Source organism: Streptomyces catenulae, assembly GCF_000718015.1.
In the GTDB taxonomy this organism is placed as follows: Bacteria; Actinomycetota; Actinomycetes; order Streptomycetales; family Streptomycetaceae; genus Streptomyces; species Streptomyces catenulae.
Genome location: NZ_JODY01000042.1, coordinates 16,504 through 36,633, shown reverse-complemented (window position 1 = coordinate 36,633; position 20,130 = coordinate 16,504). Strand labels below are relative to the sequence as shown.

Below are 20,130 nucleotides of genomic sequence, written 5' to 3'. Positions count from 1 at the left end.
CCGCCCGCGCGGCCTCTTACCCCTGACCGCACACCCCACCCCTACCCGCACCGCACTTGGCTCGAACGGGTGCCCGCCGTCTGCCCGGCTGACCCCGGCCGCTGACGCCGTCCCCCGGATGCCCTACCCCGGCCGCCGCTGCGGCACAGCTCCCCCGCGCCGGGCAACCGCCCAGGTCAGACGCCTCCCGCGACCTCGCCGGGACCGGCCGGACCGTCGTCGTCCTCGTCGTCCTCGCCGTCGGTCAACACCGGCGACCCGTGGTGCGACCACACCCGCCAGCCCTCCTCCGTACGCCGGAAGACATTGGTCGCCACGACCAGCTGGCCGATCAGCGGCCCCACCGAGCCGTCGTCCTCCGCGGGGCCGCCGCTGAGGATGTTCTCGGTACAGGTGACCAGCGCGGTGTCCCCCATCACATCGATCTCGACATCGGTGAGGAAGAACTGGATGTACTCGGTGTTCGCCATGATCAGCGCGTACGAACGGAGCACCTCGCCCCGGCCGCGCAGCACCGGCCAACCCGGGTGCACCACGCTGACCTGCCCGTCCAGCCAGAGCGCGGTCAGCGCCTCCTGGTCGCCGCGCTCCACGGCCTCGTACAGCTCCGTGTTCGCCTGCTCGACCAGTTCGATGTCGGTCCGTGGGCCCAACCCGCTCACACCGCTCCCGTCACGTCGTCCTGTGTGTCCTCTGTGGCATCCGCCGCGGTCTCCAGCGCGCGGGCCACCCGTACCGCGTCCGCGCTCGCCCGCACCTCGTGCACCCGCACCGCCCAGGCGCCCTCCCGCGCCACCAGCGCCGATACCGCGGCCGTCGCCGCGTCCCGCTCCCGGGCCGGCGGCGGGGCCGCGCCCTCGCCGCCCGCCAGCACCCTGCCCAGGAACCGTTTGCGGGATGCGGCCACCAGCAGCGGACGGCCCAGCGCCCGCAGCCGCGGCAGATGGGCGACGAGCGCCAGGTCGTGCGCCGCCTCCTTGGCGAAGCCCAGACCCGGGTCGATGACGAGGCGCTCGGGCGCCACACCACCGGCCACCGCGCGCTCCATGGCGCGGGACAGCTCGTCGACGACCTCGCCGACGACGTCCGCGTAGACCGCGCGGTTGTTCATGTCGATGGACTGACCGCGCCAGTGCATCACCACGAACGGCACATCGGCGGCGGCCACCGCGGAGATCATCGACGGGTCGGCGGCGCCCGCGGAGACGTCGTTGACCAGCCGCGCCCCGGCCGCCACCGCCTGCTCCGCGACGCGGGCGCGCATGGTGTCCACGGAGACCACCGCGCCCGCCGCGGCCAGCTCCCGGACCACGGGTATGACGCGGCGCAGCTCCTCCGCCTCGTCGACGCGCGCGGCGCCCGGCCGGGTCGACTCGCCGCCGACGTCGATCATGTCGGCCCCCTGCGCCACCAGGTCCAGACCGTGCTTGACGGCCAGCTCGGGGTCGAACCACGCACCGCCGTCGGAGAACGAGTCGGGGGTGACGTTGACCACGCCCATCACCGCGCAGCGATCCCACTCCGGCAGTCCGGCCACCCGGTCACGCAAGGTATTCATGTCCCCAGCGTAGGCGGTGTTCCGGCCACCCGAACGGCGGCCACCGGTGCCCGGAACACTCCCCTCCGCGCCGCGCCCGGCGCCGGTCCGCGCCCCGCTCAGGCGGCCCGCTCGACCGTGTCCCGGGCAGGCCGCGGCGTGGGCACATGCGCGCACGGCCGGGGTTCGGCGGGGGTGCGGCGGCGCAGTGCGCGCGGCAGTCCCAGCTCCAGATAGCCCTCGGCCTGGAGCGCGGCCAGCCCGATCCGCGGAATGTCACGGCTGTTGCGGAAGACGACGTAACGGGGCTCCCAGCGCGGCTGGAACTTGTCGTTGAACTTGTACAACGACTCGATCTGGTACCACCGCGACAGGAAGATCAGCATCCCGCGCCAGATCCGGATGACCGGCCCGGCGCCCAGCTTCTCGCCGCGCTCCAGCGACGAACGGAAGACCGCGAAGTTCAGCGACACCCGCGCGATCTTCAGCTCCGGCGCCGCCTGGAGCGCCGCGACGATCAGCAGCTCGTTCATCCCCGGGTCGGCCGCACGGTCGCGGCGCATCAGCTCCAGCGAGATACCGTCCCGGCCCCACGGCACGTAGTGCTGCATCGCCTTGAGATCGCCGAACGGACCGGGCTCCGCGCCCTCCTCCGGCGCCTGGTGCGCGGTGGCGATCACCGCATCGCCGTCGGCGACCGCGTCGATCCGGCCCAGCGCCATGGAGAAGCCGCGCTCGGTGTCGGTGTCCCGCCAGGCGTCGGCCGCCCGCTGGATCCGCGCCAGCTCCTCCGGCTCCAGGTCCCGCACCCGCCGCACCCGGGTCTCGTAGCCGTTGCGCTCGATGCGCTTGACCATCTGGCGGACGTTACGCATCGCCCGGCCGCTGAGCGTGAAGTCCGCCACGTCGACGATCGCCTCGTCGCCCAGCTCCAGCGCGTCCATCCCGGTCTCGCGGGTCCACACCTGACCGCCGGTCTCGCTGCACCCGGTCACCGCGGGCGTCCAGGAGTGCGCCCGGGCCACCTCCATGAACCGCTCGATGGCGCCCGGCCACGCCTCGACGTCGCCGATCGGGTCGCCGCTGGCCAGCATCACCCCGGAGATCACCCGGTAGCAGACGGCCGCCTTGCCGGTCGGCGAGAAGACGGCGCCCTTGTCCCGGCGGAGCGCGAAGTAGCCGAGCGAGTCCCGCCCGCCGTGCCGCTCCAGCAGCTCCCGCAGCCGCAGCTCGTCGTCCTCGGTGAGCCGCGCCGCCGGATGTTCGGGGCGGAACGCCAGGTAGGCGGTGGTCGCGGCGGTCACCAGCCCGAGCGCACCGAGCGAGTAGCCGACGGTGTAGTCGACGTGGTGGGTGTACGCGATGGGACCCTCGAAGCCGCACAGCCCCCACAGGACGTGCTGCACCCGCTCCCACCCGCCCGGCGAGCCGACGATACGGCCCGGGTGCGAGCTGACGATCACCATGCCGATGCCGAAGCTCGCACCGCCCAGCACCACCGCGTTGAGCAGCGCCTTCCAGCGGCTGCGCGGATCGGGCAGCGCCGCGAACTCCTTGCGGTGCCAGACCAGGAAGCCGAGCAGCAGCAGCGAGAGGACCGCGCCGAACACCGAATGGCGGTAGATCAACTGGGCGAGCGCACCGACCGGCAGCAGCGCCACCGCCGCCGTCCACGCCCGGCGCTTGCGCCGTTTGAGGCCGTGCGCCAGGAGGAGCAGCAGGATGCCGACGACGAGGGAGGCGGCGGCCGCCAGCGGGCTGACCGCGCCCGGCAGCACCTCGGCCAGATGGTGCATCCGGCTGTGCCGGAAACGCGGGAAGACGCCGGAGACGATGTCGAGGAGACCGACGACGACACCGGCGCTGCCGATGAGCGGCGGCACCGACGCGGGCCGCGGGCCCCGGAGCCAGCGTGGCCGACGCCACGCAACCGTCCCGGACTTTTCGCCATCTAGCCTGTCAGACATCACTTTCCCGTCGCCCCGGTCGAGAGAACGTGCGAACCTGGTCGCAGCTTCCGGACTTTTGCGCCCTGTATGACGGCGTTTCAGGGCTCGGGGTTCCAACAGCGGACCGGCGGGCCGGCCGCCCGGGAGAAAGCACCACATGGGTCTCACCAGCAAAAAGCTGCTGATACTGGCCATCGTCCTCGCCGTGGCATTCTTCGTGCTCACGGTCTGGCTGTGGCCGCGGCTGTCGGGACGCAGCTGGCGCCCGGTCCTCGGCCGGGTCGGCATCCTGCTCCTCACGCAGATATCGCTCTTCGCCGCCGTCGGACTCGCCGCCAACAACTCGTTCGGCTTCTACGCGTCCTGGGCCGACCTCTTCGGGCAGGAGCAGGAGCCCGGCGTCGTCACCAACTACAAGACCGGTCCGGACGGCACCCGGCTGACGAAGCTCGGCGCCGAGCGGTTCAACGTCGACGGCAGCTCCCGGCCGAAGGTCGCCGGGCGGATCGAGAAGGTGATGCTGCACGGCGAGAAGTCCGGCATCAGCAGCCCCGCCTTCGTCTATCTGCCGCCGCAGTACTTCCAGCGCGCCCACGCCGACAAGGTCTTCCCGGCGGCGCTGGTCCTCACCGGCTACCCCGGCACCGCCCAGGCGCTCTACAAGAAGCTGCACTTCCCGCAGACCCAGCACGCGCTGCACGGCAAGGGCAAGATGCAGCCGATGGTCCTGGTGATGATGCGGCCGACCGTCGCACCGCCCCGGGACACCGAGTGCGTGGACGTGCCCGGCGGCCCGCAGACCGAGACGTTCTTCACCCAGGACCTGCGCCGCGACATCGCCGGTCACTTCCGGGTCGGCAAGGACGCCAAGAGCTGGGGTGTGATCGGCGACTCCACCGGCGGCTACTGCGCGCTGAAGATGACGATGCGCCACCCGGAGTCGTTCTCCTCCGCGGTCGCCCTCTCCGGCAGCTACAAGGCGCCGCTGGACGCCACCACCGGCGACCTCTTCGGCGGCGACCCGCAGCTGGAGCGGGAGAACAACCTGCTCTGGCGCCAGCGCCACCTCCCCGCGCCGCCGGTGAACCTCCTGGTCACCAGCAGTAAGCAGGGCGAGGGCAACTTCAAGGAGACGCTGCGCTTCATCCGGCAGACGAAGTCGCCGTCCACGATCTCGTCGATCATCCTCGACAGCGGCGGCCACAACTTCAACACCTGGCGCCGCGAGATCCCCGCCGCCATGGAGTGGCTGGGCGGCCGGCTGAAGGTGTGAGGAAACGGCACGGCACACGGACGACACGAAGGGGCGGGCGCCCGAGAGCGCCCGCCCCTTCGTCGTACCGCTTCGCCGTACCGCCTTATCGCGCCAGTATCAGGCTCATCGCCTCGGCGCGGGTCGCCGCGTCGCGGAGCTGACCGCGGACCGCGGAGGTGGTGGTCTTCGCACCGGGCTTGCGGACCCCGCGCATCGTCATGCACATGTGCTCGCACTCGATGACGACGATGACGCCGCGCGGCTCCAGGATCTCCATCAGGGAGTCGGCGATCTGCGTCGTCAGCCGCTCCTGGACCTGCGGACGGCGGGCGAAGACGTCCACCAGCCGGGCCAGCTTCGACAGCCCGGTGATCTTCCCGTCGGCGGACGGTATGTATCCGACGTGCGCCACTCCGACGAACGGCACCAGGTGGTGCTCGCAGTGCGAGGTCACCTCGATGTCTTTGACCAGCACCATCTCGTCATGACCGATGTCGAACGTCGTGGTCAGGACGTCCTCGGGCTTCTGCCACAGCCCGGCGAAGATCTCCTTGTACGCGCGCGCCACCCGCGCCGGGGTCTCCAGCAGCCCCTCGCGGTCCGGGTCCTCACCGACCGCGATCAGCAACTCCCGCACGGCGTTCTCGGCACGTTTCTCGTCGAACTCGCCGATCGTGGCGTCGCCGTCCAGCGTCACAGGGTCGGTCATGTGGTGCCTCGTTCCTTCTGCGCCCGGCTCCGGATGCGGAAATGCCGCGCCTCCCAGGCTAGAACCTGGGAGGCGCGGCGGACATTCCGGGAGGGTGTGATCCCCGTCAGCTTTCGCGGGTGTCCTCCGGGGACTCCGTCACCGGCTTGTCCATCGAGACGGTGCCGTTGCCCGGGACCGTGCCGTTGGCCGGGGACAGCTCCCGCGGGGAGAGCACCGGCGGGCGGGACGACGGGGTGCGTCGCGAGGAGCCGGTCCACGCCGGGCGGGCCGGGCGCTTCACGATGTGCTTGAAGACCTCGGCGATCTCCTCCTTGCCCAGGGTCTCCTTCTCCAGGAGCTCCAGGACGAGGTTGTCGAGAACGTCGCGGTTCTCGACGAGGATCTCCCACGCCTCGTTGTGCGCGGTCTCGATGAGCTTCTTGACCTCCTCGTCGACCAGCGCGGCGACCTCCTCGGAGTAGTCGCGCTGGTGACCCATCTCGCGGCCCAGGAACGGCTCGGAGTTGTCGGTGCCGAACTTGATGGCACCGAGACGCTCGGTCATGCCGTACTGGGTGACCATCGCCCGGGCGGTGGCGGTGGCCTTCTCGATGTCGTTGGCCGCACCGGTCGTCGGGTCGTGGAAGACCAGCTCCTCCGCCGCGCGCCCGCCCAGCATGTACGCCAGCTGGTCGAGCATTTCGTTGCGGGTGGTGGAGTACTTGTCCTCGTCGGGCAGGACCATGGTGTAGCCCAGGGCCCGGCCGCGGGACAGGATCGTGATCTTGTGGACCGGGTCGGAGTTCGGGGAAGCCGCCGCGACCAGGGCGTGTCCGCCCTCGTGGTACGCGGTGATCTTCTTCTCCTTGTCCGACATGATCCGGGTCCGCTTCTGCGGACCGGCCACGACGCGGTCGATCGCCTCGTCCAGGAAGTGGTTGTCGATCAGCTTCTTGTCGCTCCGGGCCGTCAGCAGCGCGGCCTCGTTGAGGACGTTGGAGAGATCGGCACCGGTGAAGCCGGGGGTCCGCTTGGCGACGGCCGTGAGGTCGACGTCCGGCGCGACCGGCTTGCCCTTCTGGTGGACCTTCAGGATCTCCAGACGGCCCTGCATGTCCGGACGGTCGACGGCGATCTGCCGGTCGAAACGGCCCGGGCGCAGCAGCGCCGGGTCGAGGATGTCCGGGCGGTTGGTGGCGGCGATCAGGATGACGCCGCCCTTGACGTCGAAGCCGTCCATCTCGACGAGCAGCTGGTTGAGCGTCTGCTCGCGCTCGTCGTGACCGCCGCCGAGACCGGCGCCACGGTGGCGGCCCACCGCGTCGATCTCGTCGACGAAGACGATCGCCGGGGCGTTCGCCTTGGCCTGCTCGAAGAGGTCACGGACCCGGGAGGCACCGACACCCACGAACATCTCGACGAAGTCGGAGCCGGAGATCGAGTAGAACGGCACACCGGCCTCGCCCGCGACGGCGCGCGCCAGCAGCGTCTTGCCCGTTCCGGGCGGGCCGTACAGCAGGACGCCCTTGGGGATCTTGGCGCCGACGGCCTGGAACTTCGCCGGCTCCTGGAGGAACTCCTTGATCTCGTGGAGCTCCTCGACCGCCTCGTCCGACCCGGCGACGTCCGCGAAGGTCGTCTTGGGCGTGTCCTTGGTGATCAGCTTCGCCTTGGACTTCCCGAAGTTCATCACCCGGGAGCCACCGCCCTGCGCCTGGTTCATCAGGAACAGGAAGATGATCGGGATGAGGATGAAGGGAAGCAGCGTGATCAGCAGCCCGACGAACGGGTTCTGCTTCGACGGGGCGACCGTGTAGCCGTCCTTGATCTCGCCGGTCTGGTACTTGGCCTGCAGGTTCTTCGCGATGTCGACGCCCTGGTCGCCGATGTAGCTCGCCTGCAGCTTGTTGGAACCCTCGATCTTGTTGTCACCCGACAACTCGATCTTGATCTTGTTCTCGTCGCCGGTCGTCAGCTCGGCGGATTTCACCTTGTTGTCAGTGATCGCCTTGACGACCTGACCGGTGTCCACCGTCTTGTAGCCGCCGGATTCCCCGACGACCTGCATCAACACGACCACGGCGAGGACGGCCAGCACGATCCACATGACCGGCCCACGGAAGTATCGCTTCACGTCCATCCATACGGAGCCGTCAGGGCCCCGTCCCTCCTGCCACAGTGAGGCACAACAGCCCTGCGGAGGGCTGGTCGTGCGTACGGTGTATTACTGGCCCGAAAAATTGAGTGCCTTCGGACGGTACCCCAGCATTGTCACCCGTCGGCGACGCCGACAGCGAACAATGTGTACGCGGATTCCGTTCTCTGCTTCAACGGCGGGCGGCCCCGGCGGGTTCCCACCGCCGCGCGGCCGCCACGCCGTGGCCGTTCCGGGCCCTCGCCGATCCGTACGGACGGCGAGCGGGTGCCGTCCTCAGCCGCCGTACACGTGCGGTGCGAGGGTGCCGACGAACGGCAGGTTGCGGTATTTCTCGGCGAAGTCGAGGCCGTAGCCGACGACGAATTCATTGGGAATGTCGAAGCCGATCCACTTCACATCGATATCGACCTTGGCCGCCTCGGGCTTGCGCAGCAGCGTGCAGACCTCCAGCGAGGCGGGCTCGCGCGAACCGAGGTTGGACAGCAGCCACGACAGCGTCAGACCGGAGTCGATGATGTCCTCGACGATCAGGACGTCCCGGCCCTTGATGTCGGTGTCGAGGTCCTTGAGGATGCGCACCACGCCGGAGGACTTGGTGCCCACGCCGTACGAGGACACGGCCATCCAGTCCATCGTGACGGGGGTGGACAGCGCCCGCGCCAGGTCCGCCATCACCATCACGGCGCCCTTCAGGACGCCGACGATGAGCAGGTCCTTGCCCGCGTACTCCGCGTCGATCTTCGCGGCCAGCTCAGCCAGCTTCGCGTCGATCTCTTCTTTGCTGATGAGTACCGACTCAAGGTCGGAGCCCATGTCCTTGTCGTCCACCCGTGCCACTCTCGCTCGGTTCGGTGTCGTGTCCGTCGCCGGACTGATCAGGCGGGGCAGCGGTCCTGCGGCTCAGCCCTGCCGAATGACAAGTCTGCCACCCTGCCGTCGAACACCGACGCGCCCGGGGAGGTTGAGGGCGCCCTGACCACGCCAGGCGGTGATCAGCCGGTCCACTTCCTCGATGTGCCGGGCGAAGAGCGAACCGGCCGGTGCGCCCGCGTCGATGACCGCCCGGCGCAGCACCCGGCGGCGTACCGCGGGGGGCAGCGCGAAGAGTCCGGCGACGTCGAGCGTGCCCTCGGCGCCGCGGACCGTGCGTTCGGCGTCGGCGGCCCAGGAGTCGAGGGCGTCGGCGTCGTCCCGGGAGAGCTGTGCCGTACGGGCGAGGGCTTCGACGACGCCCTTGCCGAGCGCCTTCTCCAGGGCGGGCAGCCCTTCGTGGCGGAGTCGGGAGCGGGTGTAGGAGGGGTCGGTGTTGTGGGGGTCGTCCCAGACCGGGAGGGACTGGATGAGGCAGGCGGTGCGGGCGGTCTGACGGTCGACGCCGAGGAACGGGCGGCGGTATCGGCCCAGGTGGCCGGTGGTCGCGGCCATACCGGAGAGGGAGCGGGTGCCGGAGCCGCGGGCGAGGCCGAGGAGCACGGTCTCGGCCTGGTCGTCACGGGTGTGGCCGAGGAGGACGGCGGCGGCGCCGTGGCGTTCGGCGGCGGCGTCGAGGGCGGCGTACCGGGCGTCGCGGGCGGCGGCTTCGGGGCCGCCCGCCTTGCCGACGCGGACGGTGACCGCCTCGGCCGGGTCGAGGTGGAGGGAGCGCAGCCGCAGGACGACCTCGGCGGCGCGGAGGTCGGAACCGGCCTGGAGACCGTGGTCGACGGTGACGCCGCCCGCGCGCACGCCGAGCCGGGGGGCTTCGAAGGCGAGGGCGGAGGCGAGCGCCATGGAGTCGGCGCCGCCGGAGCAGGCGACCAGGACGAGCGGGGGCTCGGTCCTGGCCTGGGCGGAGTGCCGGTTGAGTACGTCGTGGAGTACGCGGCGGACCGCCACGCGTATCGCGGCGACCGCTGGATGGGGACCCATGTCCGTTTCCAATCGTTCAGCTGGGGAGCCTTGGTCTGCGGACGACACATTCGTCACACAGAGTGCCTAGATGGTGACAGAGGCGAGCAGTTCCCCGAGCATTGCACGCCTATCCCCTGGTAACGGTCCCTCAGAAGGGTGATTACGGGGGCGCACATCTGCCGTCCGGCGTGCGCGCGGCGCGTCTGTGTCCTACGGTGCTCCGTCCCCCGCACCCGATGCTCCGTCCCCTGCTCCCTTCACCCGTGCGATCCAGTCGGCGGGCGCGGCGATCTCCTGCTTGGTGGGGAGCGTGTTGGGGGAGGTCCAGACGCGGTTGAAGCCGTCCATGCCGAGGTCGTCGACGACCGCGCGGACGAAGCGTTCGCCGTCGCGGTACTGGCGCAGCTTGGCGTCGAGGCCGAGGAGCTTGCGCAGTGCGAGGTCGAGGCGCCCGGCGCCGCTGGCCCGGCGCTGCTGGAACTTCTCCCGGATCTCGGCGACGGAGGGCACCACCTCGGGCCCGACGCCGTCCATGACGTAGTCGGCGTGGCCCTCCAGCAGGGACATCACGGCGGTCAGCCGACCGAGGATCTCGCGCTGGGCGGGGGTCTGGACGAGGTCGACGAGGGAGCGGGACTCCTCCTCGCCGGATTCGCCCTCGGGCCGGGCGCCGGTGAGCGCCTGGGCGGCCTCGCGGAGCCGTTCCACCAGGGTGCCCGGGTCGATGTCGGTCTCGGCGAGGAACGCCTGGACCTCGCCCTCGATGTGGTCACGCAGCCAGGGCACGGCGGTGAACTGGGTGCGGTGGGTCTCCTCGTGCAGGCAGACCCAGAGGCGGAAGTCGTGCGGGTCGACCGCCAGCTCCCGTTCGACGTGGACGATGTTGGGCGCGACGAGCAGCAGCCGTCCGCCGCGGGCTCCGGCGGGCAGCTCCCGCGAGGCGGGGGCGAACGTCTCGTACTGGCCGAGGACGCGGGAGGCGAGGAACGACAGGAGCATGCCCAGCTCGACGCCGGTGACCTTGCCGCCGACGGCACCGAGGACCGCGCCGCCGGGACCGCCGGGACGGCGCTCGGCCATCTTCGCCAGCAGGGGTTTGAGCACCGCGCGGAACCCGGCGACGTTCGCCCTGATCCAGCCGGGGCGGTCCACGACGAGGACGGGCGTGTCGTGCGGCGCGTCGGCGCCCCCGGCCCCGGGCTGCGCCATACGGGTGAAGGCGCGGACGTGTTCCTCGGAGGACCGGGCGTGCGCGCGCAACTCGGCCACGATCGCCCGTGCCTCGTCGCGGCTGACCTCCGGACCGGGCCGCACGAACCGCGTCGCCGTCGCCGCCGCGAGGTTCCAGTCGACCATCTCGACTCCACCGATGCTCGTCATGCGTTTCACGGTACGTGGGCACCTCGCTCGGGGGTAGCCGAAGGTCGCGCCGCGGGGCGGCGGATGTCGACGGGTCTTCGTCGGATCAGCGGCAGCCGCAGTTGGCGACCGCCGAGGCGAGCGTGTCGAGGGCCTTCTGGGCGCCCTGGGCGTCGCTGGTGCCGTTGGTCATGAACGCGAAGACCAGCAGCCGTCCGTCGGCGTCGACGACGGTCCCGGCGAGGGTGTTCACACCGGTCAGGGTGCCGGTCTTGGCGCGGACCGCACCGGCGCCCGCGGTGTCGGCGTAGCGGCTGCCGAGGGTGCCGGTGAAGGCGGCGACGGGCAGTCCGGTGACGATCGGGCGGAGTTCCGGGTGGTCGGGCGCGGAGGCGTGCAGCAGGAGGCGGGCGAGGAGTTCGGCGCTGACCTTGTCGTCGCGGTCGAGCCCGCTGCCGTCGTCGAAGCGGGCGCCGGTGAGCGGCAGGTGCCGGTCGGCGAGGGCCTTGCGGACGGCCTCCCCGGCGCCGGAGAAGCTGACCGGGCGGTGGGCACCGAGGGCGGTCTGCCGGGCCAGGGCCTCGGCGATGTCGTTGTCGCTGTTGGTCAGCATCCGTTCGACGAGGGCGCCGAGCGGCTGGGAGCGGACGGTGGCCAGACGGGTGGCGTCCTTCGGGGCGCGGGCGGCCGACGGGTCGCCGTCGACGGTGATGCCGCGCTCCTCGAGCCGGGCGGCGAAGGTGCGGGCGGCGGCGTCCGCCGGGTCGTCGGAGCGGGGTGCCGGGCCGTTGTCGCTGTTGTCGAGGCGGCCCTCGTCGGCCATGAGCGGGGTGACGCGGGCGAGGTTCTCGTTGGGGCCGATGGGGTGCACGGCGGGGCCGGAGTAGAGCGAGGTGTCGTAGCCGAGAGAAACCTTCTTGCGGCCGCTGCGGGCGAGGGCACGGGCGGTGTCGTCGGCGAGGTCGCGCAGGCTGGCGGGCCCGTCGGCGCCCTCGCCCGCCCGCGCGGTGAGCGTCGGGTCCCCGCCGCCGACCAGCACGATCCGCGGCGTCGCGGGCTTGCCGCCCTTCGCGTCGTCCTTGGCGTCCTTGTCGTCCTTGGCGTCCTTGTCGTCCTTGGCGTCCCCGGAGTCCTTGCCGCCCTCGGGGTGCTTGCCCGGTGCGCCGTTCCTGCCGTCGTCCGCCGGGTCCGCCGCGGTCACCACCGTCGTCTCGATGCGGTGGTCGGCGCCCAGGGTGGAGAGGGCGGCGACCGCGGTGGCGAGCTTCACGGTGGAGGCGGGCACCGCCGCCGCGGTCGGCTTGGCGGCGAACACCTGGTGGCCGGTGGCGACGTCGATGACCGACGCGGTCCGCAGCGGGCCCAGTGCCTTGTCCTTGAGCAGCGGCGACAGCGCGTCGGCGAGCCCGGCGCCGGTCGGCTGCGGGGCCGCGCCGCGCCCGGTGGCGCCCGCCGCCGGAAGGCCGAGCGCCGGGAGGACCTGCGGGACCGCGGGGCCGCCGCCCGCGCCCCCCGGCGCGCCGCCGCGGCCGGGCGCCCCGCCGTGATGTACGCCACCCGTACCGGCCGCGGCCCCCGCGCGGGCCCGCTCGGCCGTACGCTGACCCGAGTCCCAGGGCCCGGCCACCGCGACCGCGGCCGTCGCGGTCGCCAGGCCCGCGGCGGTGGCCACCGCCGTCAGGCGCCAGGTGCTCCGTGTACGCGGCGGTGCGGCGCGCCAGGTCCGGCGGACCTCGTGGCCGGCCCGCTGTGCCGTACGGGCCGCGGTACGGGCGCACGCCCGGGCCGACCGTCGCGCCGTCTCCCATCCGACCTGCCACGATCCGGTCTCCGGCACCTTGGACCAGCCCCTTTCGCCAGCACCCACCTGCGTGGGGGACACTTAATCACCAGACCTATGTGTTGATCATGGAGGAGCCACCCGTGGAGTTCGACGTCACCATCGAGATCCCGAAGGGTTCGCGGAACAAGTACGAGGTGGACCACGAGACCGGTCGGATCCGCCTGGACCGTCGACTCTTCACCTCGACCAGCTACCCCGCGGACTACGGCTTCGTCGAGAACACCCTCGGCGAGGACGGCGACCCGCTGGACGCGCTGGTCATCCTGGACGAGCCGACCTTCCCCGGTTGCCTCATCAAGTGCCGCGCGATCGGCATGTTCCGGATGACCGACGAGGCCGGCGGCGACGACAAGCTGCTGTGCGTCCCGGCGTCCGACCCGCGCGTCGAGCACCTGCGGGACATCCACCACGTCTCGGAGTTCGACCGCCTGGAGATCCAGCACTTCTTCGAGGTCTACAAGGACCTGGAGCCGGGCAAGTCCGTCGAGGGCGCCGACTGGGTCGGCCGCGCCGAGGCCGAGGCCGAGATCGAGGCCTCGTACAAGCGCCTGGAGGCGCAGGGCGGCGCCCACTGACACCGGGCTCCCCGGGGGCCGTCGCAGGCCCCCGGACCCGGCGCACGGCGCGCTGATTTTCGTAACGGAACGGGCGGCACCCACTCGGGGTGCCGCCCGTTCGCGTACGGCGCAGTCCGGCCGATGGTCAAAAGCCGCGGGTGCGCTTGGCCGCGCGGCGGCCGGCGCCGGGCATCTCCGGCCCGGGGGCGCGCAGGAAGAGCCGGGCGACCTCGCTGCCGAGGTTCACGCCGACGGCGATGGCGAGCGCCAGCGACGCCGCCTTGATCAGCGAGGCGATGCCGTCGAGGAGGTTGCCCTGGGCGAAGTTGAGCAGCCCGAAGTACGTGGCGCTACCGGGCAGCAGCGGCCCGATGGCCGCGGTGACGTACGGCAGCGCCGAGGCGTAGCGGTAGCGGGACAGCAGCTGGCCGAAAAGGCCGACGAGACCGGCCGAGATGGCCGTGGACGGCACCGCGTTGAGCCCGGCGACGTTGGCGAGGGCGCCGTAGACGACCCAGGCCACCCCGCCGTTGATGGTCGCGAACGCCACCGTGTGCCGCTCCTGCTGGAGCAGGACGCAGAAGGCCAGCGCCAGCAGCATGGACGCGCCGGTCTGGACCAGCGGTTCGTTGTAGACGTGCAGCGCCTGTTCGGGGTTGAGCCGCTTGAGCCCGGGGTCGAGCTGGAGCCCGATGTAGAGGATGCCGAGCACGCCGACGACGATGCCGACGATGAGGTAGACGACCTCCAGGAGGCGGGCGGCGGCGGTGATGTAATAACCGGTCAGCCCGTCCTGGACGCCCGCGACGAGGGCCCGTCCCGGGATCAGCGCGAAGAGTCCACCGGTGATGACCGCGGACGCCTGGACGTTGGCGTGTGCCAGCCCGAAGGCGACGCCGATCGCCGCGGGCGGCATCGCGGCCACCACGAACTGGTAGAACTCCGGCAGCCCGCGCCCGGACGCCAGCCAGGCCAGCCGGTCGCCGAGCATCGAACCGACCGCGGCGGCCACGAACACCAGCAGGCCACCGCCGACCAGTATGGAGGCGCCGCCGGAGAGCAGTCCGGAGGCGAGCGTCAGCGCCCAGGTGGGGAACGGGTGGCGGTTACGGCGGATCTCGGCGAGCCCGCGGTACGCCTCCTCCAGGGTGATGCCCTCGGAGGTGATGTCGTCGACCAGCCGGAAGACCGCCGACAGCCGGGTGTAGTCGACGCCGCGCCGCCGCACGGTACGGCTGGCGGTGACCGGGTCGTCGACCAGCGACGGCTGGTACGAGATGGAGAGCAGGGTGAAGGTGACGGTCGGCTCGACGCGCTCCAGCCCGTAGGCGTGCGCGACGCCGAACATCGCCGCCTCGACGTCCTCGGCGCCCTCACCACCGGCGAGCAGGATCTCGCCGATACGCAGGGTGAGGTCGAGGACGCGGGGCACCGCGGGCCCGGTCTCGTCGTCGGGGCGCTCCGTCCGCTCCGGGGTGGGGCGCTCGTGGATCGGCATCCGCAGCATGGTCCGCATCCGGTCCTGCCACGGCGCCTCCTTGGTGAGGCTGAGCACCGGAATGCCGTGCGGCGGGGTGAAGGCGGGGAAGCCACCGGTGGGCGCGCCACCGGGCGGGGCGAAGGCTGAACCTTCCTGCTCCGCGGGGGCCTCCGGCCGCAGCCCCTCGGGCAGCGCGAATTCGGAGGTGGTGCTGGACTCGTCCTCGGGCAGCGGCGGCTGGGGGACGCCCAGCGGCGGGGTGAAGGCGCTGCGCACCTCGTCCGACGTCGGCTTTCTGTCCTCGTCGGGTGGTTCGGCCGGGGCGTTGCCGCCGTTGCTGTTCCGCCCGCGGTGGTAGCCGTTCTGGGGGTGTGGTGTGCCGTTGGTGGAGCGCTGGCCGCGCTGTGGGTCCGACGCCACGTTTCTTCGCTCCTCGTACGCCTCCTGCGACCGTCAAGGACACGATGCCTGATGACGCTTCCGGGCGCGCGGGGCGGGGGTTGACCGGTTCCGACAAAGGAGTCGGACAGGATGAACTGCACATTCCCGACGGTGCCGGGGGTCATGCCCCGAAGGGCGTGACCGAGGGGAGAGTACGGGAGTGCGGCGGGATGGTGCGGAGGCGCATCCCGTACCGGGGGCACGCCCGCGCGCCCCACGGCGAACCGCCCGCCCCCGGGCGTGGGGACGGGCGGTCAGGGGGCGTACGGAGCGGGCCCGCGGCGATGGAATCCATCGCTGCCCGGGCCGGGCCCGGAACCCTCAGCGCTTGGCGTGGCGGCCACGGCGGCCGTCGGCCGGGGCGCCACCGGCCATCGCCTGCTCGGCCACCGCCGCCTCCGCCTTCTTGGCCTTGCCGCGGGCCCGCAGGTACTCGATGGCGATCGGCACGACGGAGATCAGCACGATGAGGACCAGCATGGCCTCGATGTTCTTGTGCACGAACTCGACGTTGCCCAGCGCGGCGCCGAGCAGGGTGACCCCGGCGCCCCACAGGGAGCCGCCGATGACATTGAAGGTGAGGAACGAGCGGTAGTTCATCCGGCTCACGCCCGCGATGATCGGCGTGAACGTCCGCACGATCGGCACGAACCGGGCCAGGACCAGCGACTTCGGCCCGTACTTCTCGAAGAATTCGTGGGCCTTCTCGACGTTCTCCTGCTTGAAGAGCTTGGAGTCGGGCCGCTTGAAGAGCGACGGGCCGACCTTCCGGCCGAAGAGATATCCGGCCTGGTCACCGAGGACCGCGGCCAGCACCACCAGCGCGCACACCAGCCACAGCGGCTTGTCCATCTTGCCGGTGGTCACCAGCAGACCGGTGGTGAACAGCAGGGAGTCGCCCGGCAGGAAGAACCCGATCAGCAGGCCGGACTCCGCGAAGACGATGACCAGGACGCCGATCAGACCGAAGGTGCCGATCAGGAAATCCGGGTCCAGCCACTGGGGGCCGAGCGCGAGAGTGTTCACGGGGTGAAGGCTCCTGTGTCGAGGGCGCCGGATCTGCGGTGCGACGGGGGAAGCGGCGGGGATCGGGCGCGTGTGCGGGCCCAAAGCTATCAACGCCGACCGGCCGGACACGGTTCCCTCCACCCGCCCGCCCGGGGCCGACCGGGCCGCCGCACCCGGGGCACACCGCCCCGGACGGCCGGGAGGAGAAGCCCTCCGCCGCAGGTCGGAGGGGGCGTCGGCGGTCGCTCGTCCCGGCGGAGGATGCCCGGCCGCGGGAACCGGGCGATGCTTGCGTCACAGGCACCACACAGCGAAGGAAGTGCGAGACGTATGGGCATCGAGGAATTCGGCGGCGGACAGCAGGCCCAGTCCGACGTGCTGGTGGTGACGACGAACGACGTCCCCGGCTTCACCGTGCAGCAGGTCATCGGCGAGGTCTTCGGGCTGACCGTCCGCTCGCGCCATCTGGGCAGCCAGATCGGCGCCGGACTGAAGTCGATGATCGGCGGCGAGCTGAAGGGCCTGACCAAGACGCTGGTCGAGACCCGTAACCAGGCCATGGAGCGGCTGATCGAGCAGGCCCGCTCGCGCGGCGCCAACGCGGTGCTGATGTTCCGCTTCGACGTCACCGAGGCGGCGGACGTCGGCACCGAGGTCTGCGCCTACGGCACCGCCGTGGTCCTCGCCCCGAAGAGCTGACCCGCACGGACCGGGCCGCCCACCGCGCGGACCCGCCCCGACCTGCGCATCACCCGGTCGGGGCGCCCCCGTACGAGGGGCGCGCGGCGCACCGCCGCCCGCCCCCGGCCGGACGCCCCGCGCCCCGGCCGTCCCGCCGTCGGACCCCGCCCCGGACACCGCACTGTGTCCGGGGCGTCCGCATGCTGAAAAGACTTGTGGCGGGCCGGGTCCCGGGTGAGATTCTGCGCCTCATGTTCGGGATAACTGACCTCTCCACCTATTTGGCGGGCCTCGCCCTGATCATCCTGCTGCCGGGGCCGAATTCGCTCTACGTCGTCTCGGTCGCCGCCCGGCTCGGCCCCCGCGTCGCCTACCGCGCGGCCGCCGGGGTGGTCTGCGGGGACGCGGTGCTGATGGCCCTGTCGGCGGGCGGTGTCGCCTCGCTGCTCAAGGCCAGCCCGCTGCTGTTCGCGATCGTGAAGTTCGCCGGTGCCGGGTATCTGACCTGGCTGGCCGTCGGGATGCTGCGCGGCGCGGTGGCCCTGTGGCGCGGCCGGGCCGCCCGTACGTCCGACGGCGCGGCGACCGCCACCGGGCCGACGGCCGCGACCGCGGTGGCCGAGGCGGCCGCCGCCGAGGCACCGGCCGGGGACGGCAAGGAGCCGGTGGAGCGCCCGTACCGCCGGGCCCTGGTGGTGAGCCTGCTCAACCCGAAGGCGATCTTGTTCTTCATCTCCTTCTTCGTGCAGTTCGTCGACCCGTCCTACGCGCACCCGGTGCTGTCGTTCCTGGCCCTGGGCGCCTGGGCGCAGCTCTTCAGCCTCACCTACCTGTCGATCCTGATCTTCAGCGGTACGTATCTGGCCGCGACGTTCCGGCGCCGCCGGAAGCTGACCGCGGGCCTCTCCGCGGGCGCCGGAGCCGCCTTCCTGGGCTTCGCCGCCAAGCTCTCCCTCGCCGGGACGAGCTGACCGACCACCCCGCGGCGCCCGGGCCACCCGCCCGGGCGCACCCGACCGCGGGCCCCGCGCCCGCCCCGCGCCCCGGCCACACGCCCGGCCCCGCCCCGCGGGCCGCCCGCCGTCCGCCGCCCTAGGGTCGGCCGAGGAGGTGCGGCCATGACCCTGCACAAAGGCGCGTCCGCGCGGCCCGGCCACCCGGTGAACCCCTTCTACGGCGAGGCCGACCCGATCGGCGGCATGGACGAGACGCCGCCCCGCCACACGCTCCCCGACGGCCCGCTCGCCCCGCACACCGCCTACCAGTACGTGCACGACGAGCTGATGCTCGACGGCAACGCCCGGCTCAACCTCGCCACCTTCGTCACCACCTGGATGGAGCCGCAGGCCGGTGCGTTGATGGCGGAGTGCCGGGACAAGAACATGATCGACAAGGACGAGTACCCGCGCACCGCCGAGCTGGAGCGGCGCTGTGTGGCGATGCTCGCCGACCTCTGGCACGCCCCCGATCCGGCCGCCGCCGTCGGCTGCTCGACCACCGGCTCCAGCGAGGCGTGCATGCTCGCCGGGATGGCCTTCAAGCGGCGCTGGAGCCTGGCGAAGGACCGTAAGGGCGCCCGCCCCAACCTCGTGATGGGCGCCAACGTCCAGGTCTGCTGGGAGAAGTTCTGCACCTTCTGGGAGGTCGAGGCGCGCCAGGTCCCCATGGAGGGCGACCGCTTCCACCTCGACCCGCGGGCCGCCGCGGAGCTCTGCGACGAGAACACCATCGGCGTCGTCGCCATCCTCGGCTCCACCTTCGACGGCTCGTACGAACCGGTCGCCGAGGTCTGCGCGGCGCTCGACGCGCTCCAGGAACGCACCGGCTGGAACATCCCCGTCCATGTCGACGGCGCCTCCGGCGGGATGGTCGCGCCCTTCCTCGACCCGGACCTGGCCTGGGACTTCCGCCTCTCCCGGGTCGCCTCGATCAACACCTCGGGCCACAAGTACGGCCTGGTCTACCCCGGTGTCGGCTGGGCGCTGTGGCGCGATGCGGCGATGCTCCCCGAGGAGTTGGTGTTCCGCGTCAACTACCTCGGCGGCGACCTGCCGACCTTCGCGCTGAACTTCTCCCGGCCCGGCGCCCAGGTCGTGGCGCAGTACTACACGTTCCTGCGGCTGGGCCGGGAGGGCTACCGCGCCGTCCAGCAGGCCACCCGGGACGTCGCGATGTCACTGGCCTCCCGCATCGGCGCGCTCGGCGATTTCACCCTGCTCACCCACGGCGACGAACTCCCGGTCTTCGCCCTCACCACCGCCCCCGCCACCACCGCCTTCGACGTGTTCGACGTCTCCCGGCGGCTGAAGGAACGCGGCTGGCTGGTGCCCGCGTACACCTTCCCGCCGCACCGCGAGGACCTCTCCGTCCTCCGGGTGGTCTGCCGCAACGGCTTCTCCCAGGACCTCGCCGACCTCTTCCTCGGCGACCTGGAACAGCTCCTGCCGGAACTCCGCGCCCAACCCCGCCCTTTGCACCGTCCCGCCCGCAAAGCCACCGCATTCCACCACTGACGCCCCGGCCACGGCACCGGCCCGTCCGCCGCTACGCCTCGTCCCCGGGATGGACCTCACCCGTCGCGTACGGGTTCTCCGCGCCCTCCGCCAGCACGCCCACGAACGGCGCGCCCTCCCCCGCGAAGACATACGCCCCGCCCTCGATCCGCGCGATCAGCCCGCGGGTCCAGGCCGCACCGTGATCGGCGGCGTCCACCCACATCCGCATGATCTCGCCGATGTGTCCGAGCGCCGAGGGCCCCTCCGCGGGCGCGTACTCCTCGGTCGCGGTGGCCCGCCACTCCTCCAGGGCCCGCACCCGCTCCCGCAGCAACGCCACCGCCTCCGCCCGCCCCAGCTCCACCAGGAAACCGAGCCCGGCGCTGCGCACGTCGTTACGCTGCCCGGGCCGGGCCAGCGCGTCCCGCAGCAGCGTGAAGAACTCCGCCTCACCGGCGTCCGTCAGCTCGTACTCGGTACGCGGCGGACCGCCGTCCGGGCTCGGCGCGGTGTCATGGGCGCGCAGCAGTCCCTGCTTCGCCATCTGCTTGAGCGCGTGGTAGATCGAACCGGGCTTGGCCTGCGCCCACTCGTGCGCGCCCCAGTACTCCAGATCGCCCCGCACCTGATAGCCGTGGGCCCGCCCGTGCTGCCGGACGGCGCCCAGCACCAGCAACCGCATCGCCGACATCGCCCCTCCGTCCGCCGCACCCGGACCGCGCGGACCGGCGCGCCCGGTGGCACCAGCCTAGGCGGCGCCCCGGGAGCGTCGCCCCGGGGCGTACG

17 protein-coding genes are annotated in these 20,130 nt (G+C 71.9%); 5 read left to right on the top strand and 12 right to left on the bottom strand.

The genetic code is table 11. The features are described 5' to 3' along the window. Positions 1-176: 176 nt before the first annotated feature. From IF23_RS0127900 to IF23_RS0127890, 3 genes are all read right to left on the bottom strand, one after another. Positions 177-653 (bottom strand): nuclear transport factor 2 family protein, encoded by a 477-nt coding sequence (locus tag IF23_RS0127900; RefSeq protein ID WP_030288513.1) that lies wholly within the window; start codon positions 651-653, stop codon positions 177-179. 5 nt (positions 654-658) lie between these two features. Then, a complete protein-coding gene (gene folP, locus IF23_RS0127895; protein ID WP_037679977.1) occupies positions 659-1,558 on the bottom strand; it encodes a dihydropteroate synthase in 900 nt (299 codons plus the stop codon). 98 nt (positions 1,559-1,656) lie between these two features. Continuing rightward, positions 1,657-3,504 (bottom strand): phosphatidylglycerol lysyltransferase domain-containing protein, encoded by a 1,848-nt coding sequence (locus IF23_RS0127890; protein WP_030288502.1) that lies wholly within the window; start codon positions 3,502-3,504, stop codon positions 1,657-1,659. A gap of 139 nt (positions 3,505-3,643) precedes the next feature. Between IF23_RS0127890 and IF23_RS0127885 the strand changes: the two genes are divergently transcribed. Then, positions 3,644-4,759, top strand: coding sequence for an alpha/beta hydrolase (locus tag IF23_RS0127885; RefSeq protein WP_030288500.1), 1,116 nt, complete (start codon positions 3,644-3,646; stop codon positions 4,757-4,759). Positions 4,760-4,844: 85 nt separating this feature from the next. Here IF23_RS0127885 and folE read toward each other — a convergent pair whose 3' ends face one another. The 6 genes from folE to dacB form a co-directional block, all read right to left on the bottom strand. After that, entirely contained in the window at positions 4,845-5,450 is a 606-nt protein-coding gene (gene folE, locus IF23_RS0127880; protein WP_030288498.1) for a GTP cyclohydrolase I FolE, read from the bottom strand. Positions 5,451-5,556: 106 nt separating this feature from the next. Next, positions 5,557-7,572 (bottom strand): ATP-dependent zinc metalloprotease FtsH, encoded by a 2,016-nt coding sequence (gene ftsH, locus IF23_RS0127875; RefSeq protein ID WP_030288497.1) that lies wholly within the window; start codon positions 7,570-7,572, stop codon positions 5,557-5,559. Positions 7,573-7,863: 291 nt separating this feature from the next. Next, entirely contained in the window at positions 7,864-8,403 is a 540-nt protein-coding gene (hpt, locus tag IF23_RS0127870) for a hypoxanthine phosphoribosyltransferase (protein WP_030288495.1), read from the bottom strand. 87 nt (positions 8,404-8,490) lie between these two features. Beyond that, positions 8,491-9,498, bottom strand: a complete 1,008-nt coding sequence (gene tilS, locus IF23_RS0127865) for a tRNA lysidine(34) synthetase TilS (RefSeq protein ID WP_030288494.1) — start codon at positions 9,496-9,498, stop codon at positions 8,491-8,493. A 192-nt stretch (positions 9,499-9,690) separates the two neighbouring features. Beyond that, a complete protein-coding gene (locus IF23_RS0127860; protein ID WP_037679971.1) occupies positions 9,691-10,860 on the bottom strand; it encodes a zinc-dependent metalloprotease in 1,170 nt (389 codons plus the stop codon). An 85-nt stretch (positions 10,861-10,945) separates the two neighbouring features. Then, positions 10,946-12,676, bottom strand: a complete 1,731-nt coding sequence (gene dacB / locus IF23_RS0127855) for a D-alanyl-D-alanine carboxypeptidase/D-alanyl-D-alanine endopeptidase (RefSeq protein ID WP_030288490.1) — start codon at positions 12,674-12,676, stop codon at positions 10,946-10,948. An 86-nt stretch (positions 12,677-12,762) separates the two neighbouring features. Between dacB and IF23_RS0127850 the strand changes: the two genes are divergently transcribed. Next, entirely contained in the window at positions 12,763-13,257 is a 495-nt protein-coding gene (locus IF23_RS0127850; RefSeq protein ID WP_003968257.1) for an inorganic diphosphatase, read from the top strand. A 127-nt stretch (positions 13,258-13,384) separates the two neighbouring features. On the opposite strand, the gene IF23_RS0127845 is transcribed toward IF23_RS0127850, so the two are convergent. Next, positions 13,385-15,139 carry a threonine/serine exporter family protein gene (locus IF23_RS0127845; protein WP_030288489.1) on the bottom strand — a complete coding sequence of 585 codons (1,755 nt, stop codon included), beginning with the start codon at positions 15,137-15,139 and terminating at the stop codon, positions 13,385-13,387. Positions 15,140-15,481: 342 nt separating this feature from the next. Then, positions 15,482-16,186 (bottom strand): DedA family protein, encoded by a 705-nt coding sequence (locus IF23_RS0127840; protein ID WP_030288487.1) that lies wholly within the window; start codon positions 16,184-16,186, stop codon positions 15,482-15,484. 312 nt (positions 16,187-16,498) lie between these two features. Here IF23_RS0127840 and IF23_RS0127835 point away from each other — a divergent pair, with 312 nt between their 5' ends. The 3 genes from IF23_RS0127835 (at position 16,499) to gad (ending at position 19,362) form a co-directional block, all read left to right on the top strand. Beyond that, on the top strand, positions 16,499-16,867 hold the full coding sequence (locus IF23_RS0127835; protein WP_030288486.1) for a YbjQ family protein: 369 nt from the start codon (positions 16,499-16,501) through the stop codon (positions 16,865-16,867). A gap of 233 nt (positions 16,868-17,100) precedes the next feature. After that, positions 17,101-17,820, top strand: coding sequence for a leucine efflux protein LeuE (gene leuE / locus IF23_RS0127830; RefSeq protein WP_030288483.1), 720 nt, complete (start codon positions 17,101-17,103; stop codon positions 17,818-17,820). Positions 17,821-17,967: 147 nt separating this feature from the next. After that, positions 17,968-19,362: a glutamate decarboxylase gene (gene gad, locus IF23_RS0127825; protein ID WP_030288482.1), complete on the top strand. Its 1,395-nt coding sequence runs from the start codon at positions 17,968-17,970 to the stop codon at positions 19,360-19,362. Positions 19,363-19,393: 31 nt separating this feature from the next. Here gad and IF23_RS0127820 read toward each other — a convergent pair whose 3' ends face one another. Continuing rightward, positions 19,394-20,035, bottom strand: coding sequence for a PadR family transcriptional regulator (locus IF23_RS0127820; protein ID WP_030288480.1), 642 nt, complete (start codon positions 20,033-20,035; stop codon positions 19,394-19,396). Between the last annotated feature and the right edge of the window lie 95 nt (positions 20,036-20,130).